Annotated in this window: 20 protein-coding genes and 1 tRNA gene; 11 read left to right on the top strand and 10 right to left on the bottom strand. The window is 68.3% G+C overall.

Going from position 1 to position 18,368, the window contains the following annotated elements:
* Positions 1-7 precede the first annotated feature (7 nt).
* Genes D0Z60_RS07905 through D0Z60_RS07890 form a run of 4 tightly spaced genes read right to left on the bottom strand, consistent with a single transcriptional unit; the run spans position 8 to position 4,517 of the window.
* Positions 8-859, bottom strand: a complete 852-nt coding sequence (locus tag D0Z60_RS07905) for an FtsW/RodA/SpoVE family cell cycle protein (RefSeq protein WP_118857733.1) — start codon at positions 857-859, stop codon at positions 8-10.
* On the bottom strand, positions 859-2,199 hold the full coding sequence (locus tag D0Z60_RS07900) for a dihydrolipoamide acetyltransferase family protein (RefSeq protein WP_118857732.1): 1,341 nt from the start codon (positions 2,197-2,199) through the stop codon (positions 859-861). The genes D0Z60_RS07905 and D0Z60_RS07900 overlap by 1 nt, the downstream gene beginning before the upstream one ends.
* Positions 2,200-3,234 (bottom strand): alpha-ketoacid dehydrogenase subunit beta, encoded by a 1,035-nt coding sequence (locus D0Z60_RS07895; RefSeq protein ID WP_205421046.1) that lies wholly within the window; start codon positions 3,232-3,234, stop codon positions 2,200-2,202.
* Positions 3,231-4,517 carry a 3-methyl-2-oxobutanoate dehydrogenase (2-methylpropanoyl-transferring) subunit alpha gene (locus tag D0Z60_RS07890; protein WP_118857731.1) on the bottom strand — a complete coding sequence of 429 codons (1,287 nt, stop codon included), beginning with the start codon at positions 4,515-4,517 and terminating at the stop codon, positions 3,231-3,233. Before D0Z60_RS07890 ends, D0Z60_RS07895 begins: the two co-directional genes overlap by 4 nt.
* 87 nt (positions 4,518-4,604) lie before the next feature.
* On the opposite strand from D0Z60_RS07890, the gene D0Z60_RS07885 reads away from it, so the two are divergent.
* Complete coding sequence (locus D0Z60_RS07885; protein WP_118857730.1) at positions 4,605-4,892, top strand: DUF3297 family protein; 288 nt, start codon at positions 4,605-4,607, stop codon at positions 4,890-4,892.
* 42 nt (positions 4,893-4,934) lie between these two features.
* Here D0Z60_RS07885 and D0Z60_RS07880 read toward each other — a convergent pair whose 3' ends face one another.
* Complete coding sequence (locus D0Z60_RS07880; protein ID WP_118857729.1) at positions 4,935-5,165, bottom strand: hypothetical protein; 231 nt, start codon at positions 5,163-5,165, stop codon at positions 4,935-4,937.
* A 227-nt stretch (positions 5,166-5,392) separates the two neighbouring features.
* Between D0Z60_RS07880 and D0Z60_RS12020 the strand changes: the two genes are divergently transcribed.
* The 6 genes from D0Z60_RS12020 to D0Z60_RS07855 all read left to right on the top strand — a co-directional run bounded on the left by D0Z60_RS12020 (position 5,393) and on the right by D0Z60_RS07855 (position 10,531).
* Entirely contained in the window at positions 5,393-5,521 is a 129-nt protein-coding gene (locus D0Z60_RS12020; protein ID WP_275896711.1) for a hypothetical protein, read from the top strand.
* Entirely contained in the window at positions 5,514-6,290 is a 777-nt protein-coding gene (gene pspA / locus D0Z60_RS07875) for a phage shock protein PspA (protein ID WP_240325584.1), read from the top strand. The genes D0Z60_RS12020 and pspA overlap by 8 nt, the downstream gene beginning before the upstream one ends.
* A gap of 17 nt (positions 6,291-6,307) precedes the next feature.
* Complete coding sequence (locus D0Z60_RS07870) at positions 6,308-6,697, top strand: PspC domain-containing protein (RefSeq protein WP_118857728.1); 390 nt, start codon at positions 6,308-6,310, stop codon at positions 6,695-6,697.
* On the top strand, positions 6,694-6,927 hold the full coding sequence (locus D0Z60_RS07865; protein WP_118857727.1) for a hypothetical protein: 234 nt from the start codon (positions 6,694-6,696) through the stop codon (positions 6,925-6,927). Before D0Z60_RS07870 ends, D0Z60_RS07865 begins: the two co-directional genes overlap by 4 nt.
* Before the next feature lie 249 nt (positions 6,928-7,176).
* The gene (locus tag D0Z60_RS07860; RefSeq protein WP_240325583.1) at positions 7,177-9,333 is read left to right on the top strand and encodes a TonB-dependent receptor; all 2,157 of its coding nucleotides are present in this window, start codon (positions 7,177-7,179) and stop codon (positions 9,331-9,333) included.
* Between the two features lies 1 nt (position 9,334).
* On the top strand, positions 9,335-10,531 hold the full coding sequence (locus tag D0Z60_RS07855) for a threonine synthase (protein ID WP_118857726.1): 1,197 nt from the start codon (positions 9,335-9,337) through the stop codon (positions 10,529-10,531).
* 427 nt (positions 10,532-10,958) lie between these two features.
* Here D0Z60_RS07855 and D0Z60_RS07850 read toward each other — a convergent pair.
* From D0Z60_RS07850 to D0Z60_RS07835, 4 genes are all read right to left on the bottom strand, one after another.
* Positions 10,959-11,033 (bottom strand) — tRNA-Thr (locus D0Z60_RS07850).
* A 20-nt stretch (positions 11,034-11,053) separates the two neighbouring features.
* Positions 11,054-11,908, bottom strand: coding sequence for a hypothetical protein (locus D0Z60_RS07845; protein ID WP_118857725.1), 855 nt, complete (start codon positions 11,906-11,908; stop codon positions 11,054-11,056).
* A 76-nt stretch (positions 11,909-11,984) separates the two neighbouring features.
* Positions 11,985-13,301: a mechanosensitive ion channel gene (locus tag D0Z60_RS07840; RefSeq protein WP_118857724.1), complete on the bottom strand. Its 1,317-nt coding sequence runs from the start codon at positions 13,299-13,301 to the stop codon at positions 11,985-11,987.
* Entirely contained in the window at positions 13,301-14,644 is a 1,344-nt protein-coding gene (locus D0Z60_RS07835) for a replication-associated recombination protein A (RefSeq protein WP_118857723.1), read from the bottom strand. Before D0Z60_RS07835 ends, D0Z60_RS07840 begins: the two co-directional genes overlap by 1 nt.
* A 98-nt stretch (positions 14,645-14,742) precedes the next feature.
* Between D0Z60_RS07835 and D0Z60_RS07830 the strand changes: the two genes are divergently transcribed.
* Complete coding sequence (locus tag D0Z60_RS07830; RefSeq protein ID WP_118857722.1) at positions 14,743-15,345, top strand: PadR family transcriptional regulator; 603 nt, start codon at positions 14,743-14,745, stop codon at positions 15,343-15,345.
* Positions 15,342-16,352: a DUF2332 domain-containing protein gene (locus D0Z60_RS07825; protein WP_118857721.1), complete on the top strand. Its 1,011-nt coding sequence runs from the start codon at positions 15,342-15,344 to the stop codon at positions 16,350-16,352. Before D0Z60_RS07830 ends, D0Z60_RS07825 begins: the two co-directional genes overlap by 4 nt.
* Positions 16,353-16,375: 23 nt before the next feature.
* On the opposite strand, the gene D0Z60_RS07820 is transcribed toward D0Z60_RS07825, so the two are convergent.
* Positions 16,376-17,527, bottom strand: a complete 1,152-nt coding sequence (locus tag D0Z60_RS07820; protein ID WP_118857720.1) for a glycosyltransferase family 4 protein — start codon at positions 17,525-17,527, stop codon at positions 16,376-16,378.
* 50 nt (positions 17,528-17,577) lie between these two features.
* On the opposite strand from D0Z60_RS07820, the gene D0Z60_RS07815 reads away from it, so the two are divergent.
* Together D0Z60_RS07815 and D0Z60_RS07810 are read left to right on the top strand one after the other, a co-directional pair.
* Entirely contained in the window at positions 17,578-18,072 is a 495-nt protein-coding gene (locus D0Z60_RS07815) for a DNA-deoxyinosine glycosylase (RefSeq protein ID WP_118857719.1), read from the top strand.
* 11 nt (positions 18,073-18,083) lie between these two features.
* Entirely contained in the window at positions 18,084-18,368 is a 285-nt protein-coding gene (locus D0Z60_RS07810; protein ID WP_118857718.1) for a hypothetical protein, read from the top strand.

Raw genomic sequence — 18,368 nt, 5'->3', positions numbered from 1 at the left:
TCCGGCCTCAAGCGAGTTCGGTCCGGCGCGCTCTGCGAATGCCCTCGGCGAGCCAGCCGATTGCCAGGCCGAAGCCCGCCAGATGACTTGGCCCGGCACCGGCGATCGGCATCGGGAAGGCCCAGAATGCGGCGGCCAGCGCGGCGGCGGCGAAATAGGCGGCCAGCGCCAGGTCAGCCGCTCCGCCGCGGCTGGCCAGCGCCGCGACCGCCAGCCCAACCGCGGCGACGTGCAACGCAATCGCCGCGCTGCCGCCGAGCAGCGCAAGCTCGACCGTGCCCTCGACGAACGCCACCGGTGGCGGGGTCTGGATGCCGGAGACCAGGAGTCCAAGCGTCGCAAGAGCAAGCGCACCCGCGGCGATCGCGATTCGCCGGGCCGACCAGCCACGGCGCGATTGGCCGCTCGCCCCGGCCATCAGCGCGGCGACTCCGAGCGCGAGTGCGACCAGCGTCGCTCCGTCCGGCTGGAGCGCGACCAAGCCGATCGGCAGCAGGATTGCGATCCGCCAGTGGCGGCCCTCGCGCGCGGCGACGATGGCGAGCAGCAGGGGGGCGAGGATCAGCGCCGGCTGGACCGCAAACGGGCCGACCGGCAGCCATCGGCGAACCCCGTCGAGCTCGATTCCCGCAACCAGCACCAGCGCGAGGATTGCGGACCCTGCGGCGAACAGGCCAGCAGTGCCGTGCCGCACATGCGCCACCTTGTGCGCCAGCCACCCCAGCACCAGGCCGAGCGCGTACGCCAGCACGTTGCGCGTCGCCATCCCGGGCATCGCGCCGACAATGGTCAGGAACGCCGCGCCCGCGGCAACGGCGAGGGTGCCGAGGGCCAGCGGCGCTGCCCCCGATTTGCCCATCAGGCGCTGAGCAGCCTGAGTGGGTTCTCGATATAGCACTTGAGCGCCTGCAGGAAGCTCGCCGCGTCCCAGCCGTCGACCACGCGGTGGTCGCAGCTCAGTGATAGGTTCATCACCTTGCGCGCCTCGAGCTCGCCGTCGACGATCACCGGCAGCTCCTGCATCTTGTTGACGGCGATGGTCGCCACTTGCGGCGGCGCGATCACCGGGGTCGAGGCGATTCCGCCCATCGGCCCCAGCGACGAGATGGTGAACGTCGGTCCCGACAATTCCTCGCGGCTCGCCTTGCCGGTCCGCGCCGCCTCGCTCAGTCGCAAGATTTCGCGCGCCAATTGCCACACGCTCAGGCCCTCGGCGCCGCGGATCACCGGGACCATCAGTCCGCCGTCGGTTTGGGTCGCGACGCCCATGTGCACGGCGCCGTGGCGGGTGATGACGTTCGCCGCGTCGTCATAGGTCGCGTTGAGCATCGGAAATTCGGCCAGCGCCTTGCCGAGCGCGGTGATCAGGAACGGCAATATGGTGAGCTTGGGATTTTCGCCGCGATCGCGATTCATCATCGCCCGCGTGTCTTCCAGGTCGGTGACGTCGAACTGCTCGACGAGGGCGAAATGCGGGATCCGGCGCTTCGCCTCCTGCATGTTCTCGGCGATCTTGCGCCTGAGGCCGACGACTTTGATCGTCTCGTCCTGCCGGGCCGAAGCGCCGCCGCGGCTGACGCTTCCGCCGTTGTAGAGCAGATAAGCGTCCAGATCCGAATGCCGCACCCGGTCCGACGCGACCTTCACCTGCCCCAGGTCGATCCCCAGGTCCCGAGCCCGCTGCCGAACCGCGGGCGAGGCGAGGACCTTCGGCCCCCCTCCCGCTTGCGGGAGGGGCTGGGGGTGGGCCGGTTCGCTGTCCGTCACGGGCGCGGACGGCTCGCGCTGCGCGCTCGCTCCCCCTCCTTGATCCCCTCCCGCATGCGGGAGGGGAGACTGGGTCGCCGTGACCGGCAGCTCGTCTTCCTGCGCGGCGGTCGGCTCGACCGCGCCGTCGGCGAGCGGCTGCTCGTCCTTGCTGTCCTCGACACTCGGCGCGTCCTCGGCCGGCGCCTCGCCCGCAGTCTCGATTTCGACCAGCACCGATCCGATCGCAATCTGGTCGCCGACCTCGCCCGCCAGCTTGACCACCTTGCCCGCCACCGGACTTTCCATCTCGACCGTCGCCTTGTCGGTCATCATGTCGGCCAGTTGCTGGTCCTCGGCGACCGTATCGCCGACCGCGACGTGCCACGCGACGATCTCCGCCTCGGCGATGCCCTCGCCGATGTCCGGCAGCTTGAACTTGTAGGTCCCCATTTAGGCTTCCATCACTTTCTTGAGCGCGGTCTTCATCCGGATCGGGCCGGGGAAATAGATCCATTCGTAGGCGTGGGGGTAGGGCGTGTCCCAGCCGGTAACCCGTTCGACCGGCGCCTCGAGATGATAGAAACAGCGCTCCTGGACCAGCGCCGCGAGCTCGGCGCCATAGCCGCCGGTGCGGGTCGCCTCCTGCACCACCAGACAACGCCCGGTCTTCTTCACGCTGGCTTCGATTGCCTCGACGTCGACCGGCAGCAAAGTGCGCAGGTCGATCACCTCGGCGTCGACCCCATTCTCCTCCACCGCGGCGAGCGCGACGTGAACCATCGTGCCATAGGCCAGCACGGTCAGATTATTGCCCGCGCGGACCACTTCGGCCTTGCCCAGCTCAACCGTATAATGTCCATCGGGCACCGCGCTCTTGGCGTGCTTGGCCCATGGCGTCACGGGCCGGTCGTGGTGCCCGTCGAACGGGCCGTTGTAGATCCGCTTCGGCTCGAAGAAGATAACGGGATCGGGGTCCTCGATCGCCGCGATCAGCAGGCCCTTGGCGTCGTGCGGATTGCTCGGCACCACCACCTTCAGCCCGGCGACGTGGGTGAACAAGGCCTCGGGGCTCTGGCTATGGGTCTGCCCGCCGAAAATGCCGCCGCCGTATGGCGTGCGGATCACCATCGGCATGGTCCACTCGCCGGCCGTGCGATAGCGCATCTTGGCGACCTCGCTGACGATCTGGTCGTAGCCGGGATAGATATAGTCGGCGAACTGGATCTCGATCACCGGCTTCAGCCCATAGGCCGCCATTCCGACCGCGGTGCCGACGATGCCGCCCTCGGAAATCGGCGCGTCGAAGCAGCGGGTCTTGCCGAACTCCTGCTGCAGCCCGGCGGTGGCGCGGAACACCCCGCCGAAATAGCCGGCGTCCTCGCCGTAGACGACGACGTCGGGGTCTTGGCGCATCATCACCCGGTGCGCGTCGTTGATCGCCTCGATCATGTTGCGCGCTTTGCCTTGGGGCTTGGCCGCGCTCATTCCGAATCGCGCCCGAGATATTCGCGCGCCTCGGTCAGCGACGCATCGCGCTGCTCGGCGAGGTGCCACGGGGTGGTCGCATAGACATCCTCGAACATCGACGGGATGTCGTCGAAGCCCTGGTCCGACAATATGCCGATCTTCTCCGCTTCCTTCTGCGCGGAGCGGACCGCCGCGTCGATTTCGGAATCTAGCGCCGAGTCGCGCTCGTCGTCCCACTCGCCGAGGCCAATCAGATGCGCCTTCAGCCGGGCGATCGGGTCGCCCAGCGGCCACGCGCCGGGCTCATCCTTGGGCCGGTAACCGGTCGGGTCGTCCGACGTCGAATGGCCCTCGGCGCGATAGGTGAAGAATTCGATCAGCGTCGGCCCGCGGTTGGTCCGCGCCCGCTCCGCCGCCCACGCCACCGCGGCATAGACCGCCAGCGCGTCATTGCCGTCGACCCTGAGGCCGGCCGTGCCATAGCCGATCGCCCGCGCGGCGAACGTCGCCTGCTCCGCCCCGGCAATGCCGCTGAAGCTCGAGATCGCCCATTGGTTGTTGACCACCGCAAGGATGACCGGCGCCTGGTAGACGGTGGCGAAGGTCAGCGCCGAGTGAAAGTCGCCCTCGGCCGTCGCGCCGTCGCCGATCCAGCCCATCGCGATCCGGCTGTCGCCCTTGATCGCGCTTGCCATCGCCCAGCCGACCGCCTGCGGATATTGGGTGCCGAGATTGCCCGAGATTGAGAAGAAGCCGTGCGCCCGGTCGGAATACATGATCGGCAGTTGCCGTCCCTGCAGCGGATCGCCGGCGTTGGAATAGATCTGGCACATCATCTTGGCGAGCGGATAGCCGCGCGCCACCAGCAGGCCCTGCTGGCGATAGGTCGGGAAGTGCATGTCTTCCGGGTCCATCGCTGCCGCTGCCGCGACCGCGATCGCCTCCTCGCCGGTGCACTTCATGTAGAAGCTGGTCTTGCCCTGCCGCTGCGCGCGATACATGCGGTCGTCGAACACCCGCACGGTCTTCATGTCGCGGAGCACCTTGCGCAACGTGTCGGGGCTCAGCCGCGGGTCCCACGGCCCGACCGCCTTGCCGCTATCGTCGAGCACCCGCACCAGGCTGTTGCACAGCGCGAAGGTCTCTTCATCCGGCGCCGCGACATCCGGCCGCGGAGCTTCCCCGGCAGCGGGGATCGCGAGCCCCGAGAAATCGGGCGTGTCGCCGGGCCGGTATTTCGGCTCGGGCACATGCAGCGCCAGCGCCGGGCGGTTGGGGCGGGAGTGGGTTGGACCGTCCATTTCGGAAAGAGCGCTTAGTGCCGCCTCGCGTTCCCGGCAATGGGCGCGGATTGACGCCGGGCCGCCGCCGCCGATAGGGCGCGCAGCATGACCGATACGCCCGAACTTCCCGACCGCCTCAGCCTCGACCCGCGCAGCCCGCATTTCGACCAGGCGCTGCTCGAGCGCGGGGTGCGCATTCGCTTCAACGGCGCCGAGCGCACCAACGTCGAGGAATATTGCATCAGCGAGGGCTGGATCAAAGTCGCCGCCGGGCGCAGCCTCGATCGCCGCGGCCGGCCGATGCTGCTCACCCTCAAGGGCACGGTCGAGCCGTTCTTCGACGAGCCGGCAGCCGAGGACGAAAAAGGCCCCGGCGCGGACGCCGAGGCCTGATTTTCACGTCGCAGCCCGGCGTAGGCCGGTTGCAGCTTCAGATTAGTAGGTCCGGGTCGGCGTGGCCTCCGCCGGGAAGCGGGTCCCGCGCCGCGCATTGCGCGCGTCGAGCAGCTTCTTCGCGCCCCAGCCGAGGCCGAGCGCAAGTCCGAGCGGCCCGAGCCCGCGCCGCGCCAGCGCCGCCGCGCCGTAGCCCAGCGCCGCGCCCTTGAGCCCGCTGTTGCGGCTCGCCAGCCGGCGGCCGATCATCGCTCCTGCAATCTTGCCCAACATCGTCGTATCTCCTGTTCGTGCAGTGGTCGGCGCTTCAGCGAACGAGCGCGCCCGCGGGTTCCGTGGGCAATTGCGCCAGATGATGGTGGGAAAATCCACCAACCCCCTGCTCCGCGCCCGCATAACGCGCAATAATTGGCGAAAATCCGCGATTGGCACGGCTCTCGCATAACACCCTGCATCGGTCGTCGGCCAATGGTCCGGCGCCGGGAAAAGGGAGAAGCAAGATGTTCGGTTCCAATCTTCACCGCCAGCTGATCGCCGCCGTCGCGGCGCTGCTGGTCAGCACCGTCGCGGTCAGCGCCGCGGTCGGCCCGGCCTCGACCCCGAGCCCGGTGGCCGCGCTCTATGTCTGACCTCCAGTTCATCGAGGCCAAGGCGCCGGTGCGGGCCGTTCGCATGGCTCCGCCGGCGGCCGAGGAGACGGTTCGCTTCGCGCCGCTCTCCGGCCTGCTCAACGGCCCGATCTTCAGCCGCGCGCGGGACATCATCGCCGCCAATTTCACCGAGCTGCTCGACCGCTCGGAAGATCCGGCGCGAATGATCCGGATGATCATCCTCGAGATGGAAGAGACGCTGGTCGAAGTGCGCGCCACCGCCGCCCGCTCGATCGCTGACATCAAGGAGATGCGGGCCGCGACCCAGCGCCTCGACACCGTTGCGCGCAATTGGAGCGACAAGGCCGCGCTCGCGCTCGACAAGGGCCGCGAGGATCTCGCCCGGGCCGCGCTGGTCGAGAAGCAGAAGGCGGCCGAAATGGCGGACGGCCTGCGCGCCGAGATTGCCGGCATCGAGACCGTGCTCAAGGGTTATGAGGCGGACATCGCGAAATTGCAGGCCAAGCTCAGCGAGGCCCGTTCGCGCCAGGCGGCGATCGCCAACCGGATCGAGAGCGCGGTGACCCGCGCCAAGGCCCGCGAGCTGCTCCACGGTGGCCGCACCGAGGACGCCTTCGCCCGCTTCGATCTGCTCGAGCGCCGCGCCGACCTCGCCGAAGGCTATGCCGAGGCGCTCGCGCTGAGCGCTCCGAAAAGCCTCGAGGAAGAGATCGCCGAGCTCAAGGCCGCCGACCAGGTCGACGCCGAGCTCGAGCAAATGAAAGCCGCCCTCGCGGGCCGCGCGTGACGGAAGGAAAAGGGGACATGGCCAACAAATATTCGCTCGCCCGCCGCGACAACAAGATCGCGGGCGTGTGCGCCACGCTCGGCGACATCATCAACATCGATCCCACCATCCTGCGCATCGGCTTCGTCGCCGTCGCCATCATGGTGTCGTGGGAGATGGCGCTGGTCGCTTATGTCGGCGCCGCCATCTATTTCGCCATCCAGCGCAAGAAGGCCAACCGGCCCGAGCCGCGCAGCGAGTTCGAGTGCATGGCCGAGACCGGCCGCCGCCGGGCCTCGGTCCACGATCTGCGCACCACCCTCGATTCGACCGACCGCCGGCTGATGGCGATCGACCACCACCTCGCCCAGCAGCGCGAACATGAATTGGCGCGCGAGATCGAGGCTTTGCGGGAGGACCGGAAATGACCGACCCAATGTCCATCGCGATGATCGGCGCGAGCCTCATCTCCGCCATCGCCATCGCCGCCGTCGCCGGGCTCAAGGGCTGGCAGGGCTGGCTCGAGCTGAAGCGGATGGAAATGTCGAGCGGCCGTGCCGACGCTCCGATGCCCCACACCCAGGGCCGGATCGAGATTGCCGACCTCAAGGAACGGATCCGCAAGCTCGAAGCCATCGCCGCCGGCATCGACCTCTGATCGTTTCTCCTCCTGCACTTGCAGGGGGAGGGGGACCGTCCGCGCAGCGGATGGTGGAGGGGTAAAGGCGGAATCTCCCCGCGGCGCGTATCCCCGAAGCGCGCCGCACCCGAAGCGGCCCGGCCTACTCGCCGGGCCGCTTTTGCGTCGACCGGCGGACCCGTGCAATCGACGAACCGGCTTGTGATGTTACATTATATCACTTACCAAGGCGCCCGATTCCCACGACATTGCCGAGGTATCCGACCCGTGTCTTCGTCCGCCCTCCTGCTCGCCGGCGCTGCCCTCATCGCCGCTCCCGCTTTCGCCCAGACCGCCGAGCCGGCCCGGCCGGCTGAATCGACCGCCCCGGCCGATGCGATAGCCGCCCCGCGCCACGACCAGTCGGCCGAGATCGTCGTCACCGCGCCGTATCTGCGCGAGCTCGACCTGCTGGCCGGCAAGTCGGTGATGAGCGGCGAGGAACTGCAGCGCGACATCCGCGCCCAGATCGGCGATTCGCTGACCAGCCTGCCCGGCGTCTCGGCGACCAGCTTCTCGCCCGGCTCGTCGCGCCCCGTCCTGCGCGGCTTCCAGGGCGAGCGCGTGCGCGTGCTGACCGACGGCATCGGCTCGATCGACGTCTCCAACACCTCGGCCGATCACGCCGTCACCATCGACCCCTTGTCGGCCGAGCGGATCGAGGTCCTGCGCGGTCCGGCCGTGCTGCTGTTCGGCAGCCAGGCCTCGGGCGGCGTGGTCAACGTGGTCGACCACAGAATTCCGCGCGAGCTTCCCAAGGACGGCTATCACGTCGATCTGATTGGCGGCTACGGCACCGCCGCCAACGACCGCTCGCTCGGCGCCGCGGCTGATTTTGCGCTCGGCAAGAGCGGCCTCGTGCTCCACGTCGACGGCAGCTGGCGTAAGACCGGCGATCTGCGCAGCGGCGGCTACATCCTCTCGCCCACGCTGCGTGCCGAACAGCTCGAGATCGCCGAGGAGGAGCTTGCCGAAGGCCATGTTGAGGAGGCCGAGGAAGCGCTCGAGCTTGCCGGCAAGCGCGGCAAGATCCCTAACAGCTCCGTCGAGCAGACCAGCGGCGGCATCGGCCTTGCCTATGTCGGCGACAATCTCACCCTCGGCGCCTCGATCAGCCGCTTCGAGAGCGACTATGGCGTCCCCGCGCGCCCGGGCGCCGCCCACCATCACGGCGAGGAAGGTGAGGAGGAAGAAGATGTGGAGGGTCACGGCGAGGCGCCGGTCACCATCGGCCTTGACCAGGCCCGCTATGACCTGCGCGGCGAGTATCGCTTCGACTCCGGCTTCTTCGACAATGCCCGGCTGCGCGTCGGCGCCGCCAAATATGAGCACACTGAGTTCGAGGGCGACGAGGTCGGCACCGTGTTTAAGTCGGACGGCATCGAGGGCCGGTTCGAGCTCACCCAGCGCGCCCGCGGCGGCTGGCGCGGCGCCAGCGGCGTGCAATATTTCGTGCGCGACTTCGACGCCATCGGCGCCGAGGCGTTCGTGCCGCGCAACGAGAGCAGCCAGCTCGGCCTGTTCACCGTTCAGGAATATGAATTCGGCCCGTTCGGGATCGAGGGCGGCGCGCGCTTCGAACGCAGCGAGCAGCACAATAAGGAAGCCGACCTCAAGCGCAGCTTCAACGCCCTGAGCTTTGCGCTCGGCGGCTATTATGAGCCGCAGGCGCGCACCAAGCTCGGCCTCAACCTGTCGCGCACCGAGCGCGCCCCGGCGGTCGAGGAATTGTTCTCCAACGGCCCGCACATCGCCACCCAGGCGTTCGAGATCGGCGATCCCTCGCTCAAGAAGGAAAAGTCGATCGGCGCCGAGGCCTATGTCCGGGTCGAAAAGGCGCGCTGGTCGTTCAGCGCCACTGCCTTTGCCACCTGGTTCGACGATTTCATCTACGAGGACGCCACCGGCGAGGAGGAGGACGAGCTTCCGGTCTTCCAATATTTCCAGCGCGGCGCGACCTTCACCGGCTTCGAGCTCGAAGCCTCGGCGCGCCTGTTCGACGCCGGCGGCTTCCGCTTTGTCGCCGACGGCGTCGCCGACTATGTCCGCGCCCGGCTCAAGGGCGGCGGCAACGTTCCGCGCATCCCGCCGCTGCGCCTGCTCGGCGGGCTCGAAGCCCAGTCCGACAAGCTCGATGGCCGGCTCGAGGTCGAATGGACCGCCGACCAGGAGCGCAACGCCGCATTCGAGACCGAGACCGACGGCTTCACTTTGGTCAACGCCTCGCTCGCCTGGCGCCCGTGGGGCAAGGCGCGCGAGACGACCATCGTGCTCAGCGCCAACAACATCTTCGACGTCGAGGCCCGCCGCCACGCCTCCTTCACCAAGGATTTCGTGCCGATGGCCGGCCGCGACATCCGCCTCAGCGCCCGGCTCAGCTTCTAGCTTGCACGTCACCCATCTCGAATGTTCGGCGACCGGCGAGCGCTACGCCGCGAACCAGCTCCATAATCTGTCTGCGGCCGGCAAGCCGCTGCTGGTGCGCTATGCGCTCGACCGCATCTGCCTGACCCGCGCCGATCTCGCCGCGCGCCCGGCCGGCATGTGGAAGTGGCGCGAACTGCTCCCGCTGCCCGCGGGTGTCGAGCCGGTCAGCCTCGGCGAACCGGAGACTCCGCTGATCGCGCTCGACCGTATCGGCGCGGCCGCGAACGCCCGCGCGCCGCTGGTCAAGGACGAGGGCCGCCTGCCGACCGGCAGCTTCAAGGCCCGCGGCCTGGCGATGGCGGTCAGCATGGCGCGCCATTTCGGAGTCACCCGAATGGCGCTGCCGACCAACGGCAACGCCGGCGCCGCGCTCGCCGCTTACGCCGCCCGCGCCGGAATCGACTCGCTGGTCATCTGCCCGGCCGAAACCCCGCGCATCAATGTCGAGGAGACTGCCGCTTTCGGCGCCACGGTGATCGTCGCCGACGGCCAGATCGACGAGTGCGGCGCGATCGTCGGCAAGGGCGCCGCGCTCGGCCGCTGGTTCGACTGCTCGACCTTGAAGGAGCCCTATCGGATCGAGGGCAAGAAGGTGATGGGGCTCGAGCTCGCCGAGCAATATGGCTGGGACCTCCCCGACGTCATCTTCTACCCGACCGGCGGCGGCACCGGCCTAATTGGGATGTGGAAGGCCTTCGCCGAGCTCGAGGCGATCGGCCTGATCGGCGCCAGGCGCCCGCGCATGATCGCCGTGCAGGCGGCGGGCTGCGCGCCGATCGTCCGCGCGTTCGCGGCCGGCGCCGATCACGCCGAGCGCTGGGACGGCGCCGCGACCATGGCCACCGGCATCCGCGTGCCCAAGGCCATCGGCGACTTCCTCATCCTCCAGGCGGTGCGCGACAGCGGCGGCTCGGCGATCGCGGTCGAGGAAACGGAGATTGCCGCCGCGGTGACCGATGCCGCCCGCGACGACGGCATGCTGCTCTGTCCCGAAGGGGGCGCCGTGCTCGCCGCCTGGCGCCGCGCAATCGACAGCGGCCTGGTCGGCAGGGACGAGCGCTGCCTGCTGTTCAATTGCGCCAACGGCAACAAATACCCGCTCGCCGCCAAGGTCCGCGCCGCGCGCTTGGCCGAGCTCGACCCGGCGAACCTCTAACGTCATGCCAGCGAAGGCTGGCATCCATGCCTAGCGGGTTCGAGTAACTTTGAGGCATGGGCCCCAGCCCGCGCTGGGGCGACGGCCACGTCCCCCAGACACAAAAAAGCCCCGGATACCGAAGTATCCGGGGCTCCATGGTTCGCATCCGAAGATTTGAACCACGACCATATAACGGCGCACCCGCCGATCGGTTCCGGCGCGCTCGAAATTTATTTGGTGGGTGGCGAGCCGCGAGAAAATCGCCGGGCCCGGAAACGAGAAAGCCCCGGATACCGAAGTATCCGGGGCTCCATGGTTTCGATCCGAAGATCGCTACCACGTCCTCTTTGTGGTCCCGAATCGGCGGGGAGTCGAGTCTTATCTCGCCGCTCTCCAGCGAAATCCGTGCGTCGTTCGGTGCGTAACATTGTGGATAAGTCGGGCGTGGTGCCGGCTGAGGGATTTGAACCCCCGACCTTCGGTTTACAAAACCGCTGCACTACCACTGTGCTAAGCCGGCCACGCGGGCGCACATTTGCGTCAGACGATGCCGAACGTCCAGCCTTCGCCCGCCGCGATCTCATCGGTCAGTCCGTCCGGATCGAACGCCCGCGGATGCTCAAGGTGCGCCCGCATCCCCGCCGCCGTCACCAGCGCGTCGGTCTTGTGGTCGTCGAGCGCCCCGCGCCCGCGCCACGGCGGCGAGCCGAGCCCGGCCAGCGCGGCATTGAGCTCGGCCCGGGTGCTAAGCTTGGTGCCCCGCAGCCCCGCGTTGCGCAGATAGATGCGCGTGTAGATCTCGACCACCGCGCTCCGCCCTGGCGCGAGCGGCGCCATCGGCCACACCGTCACCCGGTCCGCGATCCGGTGCAGCAGCCGCATGCCCGCGAAACTCGCCTTGGCGACCTGCGCCGCGCCGATCGCGTCATAGGCGCTCGCCGTCTTGCGCCCGCCCATCCGGTTCAATTGCTGGTCGCACTGGCGAAAGTGCATGAAGCTCGCCTTCACCCCATCCGCCGCGCCGAAATAGAAATGCCGTCGGTGCGCACGCTCGAGGAAGCTCGCCGCGCCCAGATCCTCATCGTCGCTCAGCCGCTCGACATAGGCCCAGAATTCTGGCGCCGTGCGCGGCACGTCCGGTTCGCCCGGAAGATATTCCCCGCGCTCGACGATCGGCGGCGCAAAGCTGAAGTCGAAGCCGAACAAAGTTGGCTCGCGCTCCGCCTCCCGCACCAGCCAGTCGGCGACCTCGCTGCGTGACCACACATGCCCCGGCCGAACCAGCCGCGGCGCCTCCACCCCACGCGCCTCGGCGATTGCAATCCCGCGATGCCGCGCCCCCTTCGCCCCCGACCAGTCGATCGCGATTGTCCGGGTGAAGCTGTCAGACGTCATTGCGAGCGAAGCGAAGCAATCCAGTGTGGCGGTAACTGGATTGCTTCGTCGCTGTCGCTCCTCGCAATGACGATCCTCACACCAGCGGCGGCTGGCCGTCATCGCTGGCCGGCGGCGCCTGCTTGGTCACCCGCTTCGGCGCCGGCGGCGGGGCAGGGGGCCCGGCCTCGCTGGTCAGCTTGTCGGCATAGGCGTTGAGGATCCGCCCCGCCGCCTCGCGCCCGCCGAGCCCGAACGCCAGCGCCGCGGCGATCGCGCCCGAGCCGAGGATCAGCCCGAACGCCAGGATCACGATCTCGTTGGCCAGGCCCATGAAGGTGAGGCCGATAGCAGTGAACAGCGCGATTGTCGCATAGCGCACGATCGACTGGGTCCAGCCCTCGCCCGTGCCGCCGATGAGGTTGGCCAGCAGGCGCGCGAACATCGCCCCGACGACGATGATCAGCGTTCCGAAGATGACCTTGCTGCCAAGCTCGGTGACCTGGATCAGGAAAGCGGCAAGCGTCCCCCCGCCAAGCTGCTTGGCCGCCTCGATCGCGGCGACGACGATGATCGCGACGAACGCGACATTGGCGATGATTCGCGACGGGCTGGTTGACGCCGGCACCATGCCGGTGGCGCGAATCGCATTGTCGACTCCCAGCGGCGGAAGCACGCCCTCGAGCAGCGTCTTGACGAACCGGCCGGCGATGAACGCGACCAGCAGCCACAGCGCGGCGGTGAGGATGTTGGGAATCGCCGCGGCGATCTGGTTGAGCATGTTGATCGCCGGGCCGCTGATCGCTTCGATACCCAGCACCTGCAGGGCGGCGATCGACACCGGGATGATGATTGCCGCGAAGGCCAGGATGCCGACCGCCTTGGCGAGCGTCGCGCGGGTCGCGCCCGGGGTCGTGCCCGGCGGTACCGCCTCGGGGTCGGATCGCACCGTACCGCTGGTGCTGCCGATCCCGGCGCGCGCCATCAGCCCATCGACATTAGCGGCGCTCAGCACCGTCTCGACCAGCTGGCGAACGATCCGCGCCACCACCAGGCCGAGGAAGAAGATCAGCCCGGCCCCGAGCAGCCGCGGCAGGAAGGCGAAGATGTTGGTCGTCAGCTGGTTGATCGGCGCCAGGATCTGCGCCAGCCCGAGCACGCCCAGCGCGGCGACGATGCCGACCAGCCAGATGATCAGCTTGACGATCGTGCCGATCTGCTCGGCCATCGATTGCGTGCCGGTCTCGCGGTGGCGCTTCAGCGCCGGGGTCTTGTCGAACACCCGGGTCAGTGCCCATTTCGCGGCCCGCGCGATCGCCCAGGTGGCGAGGATGATCAGCAAGGCGAACAGGATCCGCGGCCCCCATTCGATCGCCTCGGCCCGCAAATATTCGTTGGCGTTGGTCCGGTACATCACTGGCCTCCCTTGTCGCGCTGTGCGCCCATCTCTCGACGCTTATCGTTCCAGAACGCAAGCCGTTCCCTCACCCGCGCCTCGAAGCCGCGGTCGGTCGGCTGATAAAGCTCGATCGCCTCCATCTCGTCGGGCCAATAATCCTGCCCCGAAAAGCCGTCTTCCTCTTCGTGGTCATAGGCATAGCCCTTGCCATAGCCGATGTCCTTCATCAGCCGGGTCGGCGCGTTGAGGATGTGCGCCGGCGGCATCAGCGATCCGGTCTCCTTGGCGGCCCGCCATGCCGCCTTCTGAGCCATATAGACGGCGTTCGATTTGGGCGCGGTGGCGAGATAGAGGCACGCCTGGACGATCCCCAATTCGCCCTCCGGACTGCCGAGGAAATCGTAGGAGTCCTTGGCGGCGATGCACTGGGTCAGCGCATTGGGATCGGCCAGGCCGATGTCCTCGACCGCCGCGCGCACCAGCCGCCGAAGCAGGAACAGCGGCTCCTCTCCCGCCACCAGCATCCGCGCCAGATAATAGAGCGCGGCTTGCGGGTCCGACCCGCGGATCGATTTATGCAGCGCGCTGATGAGGTTGTAATGCCCCTCGCGGTCCTTGTCGTAGACCGCCACCCGCCGCTGCAGGAATTGCGCCAATGCGCTGGGGTCAAGCCGTTCCTCCAGTTTCACGTCGAACAAGGTCTCGGCCTGGTTAAGCAGGAACCGCCCGTCGCCGTCTGCGCTCGCCACCAGCGCGTCGCGCGCTTCCGGCGTCAGCGGCAGCGGCCGCCCCTCGACCGCCTCGGCCCGCTCGAGCAAGGCGCACAGCGCCCGGCTGTCGAGCCGGTGCAGGATCAGCACCTGGCAGCGCGACAGCAGTGCCGCGTTGAGCTCGAAGCTCGGGTTCTCGGTCGTCGCCCCGACCAGCGTCACCGTCCCGTCCTCGACGAACGGCAGGAAGCCGTCCTGCTGGCTGCGATTGAAGCGGTGGACCTCGTCGACAAACAGCAAGGTGCGCTGTCCCGCCTTGGCCGCGGTCCGCGCCTCGGCAAAAATGCGCTTCAAATCCGCGACGCCCGAGAACACCGCCGAGATCGCCACATGGCGGAGCCCGACGGCGTCGGCCAGCAGCCGCGCGATGCTGGTCTTGCCGGTCCCCGGCGGTCCCCACAGGATCAGCGACGACAGGCTGCCCGCCGCCACCATCCGCCCGAGCGCACCCTCCGGCCCGGTGAGATGCTCCTGGCCGACCACGTCCGCCAGCGATTGCGGGCGCAGCCGCTCGGCCAGCGGCGCATCCGCCGCCGGCGTGTCCTCCGCCTCGGCCGGCGGCGCTTGATCGGCGAACAGGTCGGCCATCGCGTGAAGCAATAAGCGCGCCGCCGAAAAGTTGCACGGCCGGCTTGCGCGGCGACCTATCAAGATATATCTTAGGACTATCGAGGAGGAGACGGACGATGCGCTTCAACATCCACCACAGCCGCGATTGCGGGCCCGGCCGAGGCCGCAGCTTCAGCTTCGGCCCCGGCGGCTTCCAGTTCGATTTCGGTGAAGAGGATTCGTTCGGCATGGGCCGCGGCCGTGGCGGCCCGCGCGGCCGTCGCCGGATGTTCGAGAGCGGCGAACTCCGCCTTGTCCTGCTCAAGCTGATCGCCGACCAGCCGCGCCACGGCTACGAGCTGATCAAGGCGATCGAGGACATGACCGGCGGCGACTATGCTCCGTCGCCCGGGATCGTCTATCCGACCCTCACCATGCTCGAGGACATGGGCCTCATTGCCGAGCAGAAGTCGAAGGATTCGAAAAAGATCTTCGAGGCGACCGCCCACGGCCGCGCCCATCTCGACGAGCAGTCGGACGAGGTCGAAGCGCTGATGGAGCGGCTCGACGAGCACGGCCAGCGCAAGAGCCGCAGCCACCGCCCGGAAATGGGCCGCGCGATCGGCAACCTCATGGCCGCAATGCGTGGCCGCGTCGCCCGCGACGGCTGGAACGAGGATCTGCTCAACGAAGTCGTTGACATCATCGACGAGGCCGCCCGCAAGATCGAGCGGGCGTGACAACGGCGCGGGAACGCTCGGCGCTCCCGCCCGCAACCGAGCTCGAGTATCTTGCGCGCGTCTACCGGCGCTTCGCCGACGAAGAGGCGAGGGGCCGCCCGCCGCTTTACGTTCATCTCGCGGGCGCGGTCGCGGGCGATGAACAAGTGCTGGCGCGGATCGCGACCCTGCCGAAGCCGAAGCAGCAGCCCAATCTGCTCTTCGCCGCGGTCCGCTCCCTGTTCGGAACGCCGCCGGATTTCCCATCCTTTCGCGCCGACCTGATCGCCGGTTGGCCGCGCCTCGCCGAGATCATCCTGGCGCGATCGACCCAGACCAACGAGCCGGCCCGCTGCGCGACCCTCCTGCCGATCCTGTCCGCCTTGCCCGGCCCGCTGGCCCTGATCGAGGTCGGCGCGGCCGCCGGACTGTGCCTGCTGCCCGACCTCTACGCCTACAATTACGGCGGCACGACGATCGCGCCCGAGCGGTCCGATCCGGCACGCCCGACCTTCACCTGCACCTTGTCCGGCCCGGCCGCGGTGCCGACGCGCCTGCCGAAGATCGCCTGGCGCGCCGGCCTAGATCTCGACCCGATCAACCTCGACGACCAGGCGCGGGTCGACTGGCTGGAAAATCTGATCTGGCCCGGCCAGCCCGACCGCGTGACCAATTTCCGTCGCGCTGTCGCCGTCGCCCGCACGTCGCGTCCGCTCGTCACCCGCGGCGACCTCACCCACGACCTCGAACAGCTGTGCGCGCAGGCGCCCGCCGGCTGCACGCGCGTGATCTTCCATTCCGCCGTCCTCGCCTACGTCGCGTCCCAGCGCGAACGCGACGCCTTCGCCGAAGCGGCGATGACGTTGGCCGACGTGTGGATTTCCAACGAATCGCCGAACGTCTTTCCCAACATCGCGGCAATGGCCGAAGGCCAAGCCAACGGCAGGTTCCTTTTGTCGGTCAACGCCCGTCCGCTCGCCTGGACCGACCCCCATGGGGCCAGCGCGGACTGGTTCGGGATCGCCTGACCGCTAGCGCGCGTCGCGAACCGTCACGACCGCTTTCGCTTCCCCACGACGCGTAGATAGACCTGCAACACCGCATCGTTGATCCGGTCCCAGTCCATCGTCCGCGCATAGTCCAGCCCCGCCGCGCCATGCCGGGCGCGCAGTTCGGGGTCGCGCGCATAGGCCTCCAGCGCGTCGGCGTAGGCGGCGACGTCCTTGGGCGGGACCAGCATCCCGGTCTCGCCATGGCGCACCAAATTGGTCGTCCCGCTCGCGCTTGCTGCGACCACCGGCAGGCCGCACGCCATCGCTTCCAGCGTGACGTTGCCGAACGCTTCGGTGACCGACGGATTCAAGAGCACGTCGCCGCTCGCCACCGCTTGCGCCAGATCGTCTCCGGTCAGCTGCCCGGTGAAGATCGCGTCCGGCAGATCGCGCGCGAACGCCGTCCGCGCCGGGCCCTCGCCGATCACCAGCACCTTGTGCTCCACCCCGCGCCGCCCCAGCTCGCCCATCGCCGCGGCGAAGATGTCGAGCCCTTTCTCCATCACCACCCGGCCGAGGAACACGATCAGCAAGTCGTCGTCGCCGATCCCCCGCGCGCGCCGCCATTCCATACTGCGCCGCTCCGGGTTGAACTGGTCGCGGTCGACTCCCCGGGTCCACAGCGAGATGTCGCGTGCCATCCGCTGCGCGCGCAAAATCGCGGCGGTCGATTCTGCCGGCGCGACGATCGCGTCGCAGCGGTGGTAGAACCGCCGAAGGATCGCGCGGATCACCGGCTCGAGCCACTGCAGCCGGTAATATTGCATATAGGTCTCGAACCGCGTGTGGACCGAGGCGACCACCGGCACGCCGTGTGCGCGCGCCCAGGTCACCGCGCGGTGGGCGACGATGTCTGGGCTGGCGACATGGATGACGTTGGGCGCGAACGCCTCGAGGTCCTCGCGCGGTCGCCCTTCGAACCGCGACGGCACGCGATATTCCTTGCGTGTCGGGATGGAAAAGCTCGGCACGTCGACCATTTCGCCGGTCGCCGGGAACGCCGGGCTGTCGACCACCGGCGAATAGATCCGGACTTTCGCGCCGCGCTTCAGCAGATATCCGACCAGACGGTTGAGCGCCTGGTTGGCGCCGTCGCGCACATAATTGTAATTGCCCGAAAACAGGGCGATGCGCAGGTCGGTCGGCTCCATCACCGTGCCGCGATAGTCCCCGGCGCATTGAAGTCAAAGGCGAAGCGGCCATGCTCAAGACCGGTTTCCCCCCGATCGCTGACAGCGCCACCCGCCTGTTCATCCTCGGCTCGCTGCCCGGCGATCGCTCGCTCGCCCTCCAGCGCTATTACGGCCACCCGACCAATCACTTCTGGCGGCTCGTCGGCGCGGTGATCAACGAGGATTTGCACGCCGCCGACTATGACCAGCTCCTCGCCGTCCTGCTCCGCCATGGCATCGGCCTGTGGGACGTGTTCCACGCCGCCAAGCGCGACGGAAGCGCCGATTCGACCATCCGCGACGCGCGCCACAATCCGCTCGCCGGTCTCGCCCGCGATTATCCCGATCTGCGCGCCATCGCCTTCAACGGGGGCACCGCCGCGCGCGAGGGCCGCCGCGCCTTCGCCGACGCGCACGCGATCGAACTCATCGACCTGCCCTCGTCGAGCGCCGCCAACACCGCGCCGTTCGAGGCCAAGCTCGCGGCGTGGAAGCGGTTGACTTCCGTCCTTGCCGACCGTTGAGGTGCTTTGCGATGGACGAGGATATCGACGACAAAGACACCACCGCCCTCTCGATGGTCGACGAGGCGCTGGTCGCGGGCAACATCGCCAACACCAACGGCCTCCTCGTCATCCTCGCCAAGCTCGTCGCCAAGGGCATTTTCGACAAGGCCGACCTCAAGGCCTTTTCCGACTCTTACTCCAAGCCGCTCGACCATGAGGGCATGCGCGAGAACGAGCTGGTCGGGCAGATGCAGGACCAGATGGAATCGACCCTCGCCGAGCTGATGCGCTTCCTCAGCGAGCAGAACAGCTAG

Origin of the sequence: Sphingomonas mesophila (genome assembly GCF_003499275.1) — a bacterium.
In the GTDB taxonomy this organism is placed as follows: Bacteria; Pseudomonadota; Alphaproteobacteria; order Sphingomonadales; family Sphingomonadaceae; genus Sphingomicrobium; species Sphingomicrobium mesophilum.
Note: the sequence above shows the minus strand (reverse complement) of the source record. Positions and strands in the feature narration are given on the sequence as shown.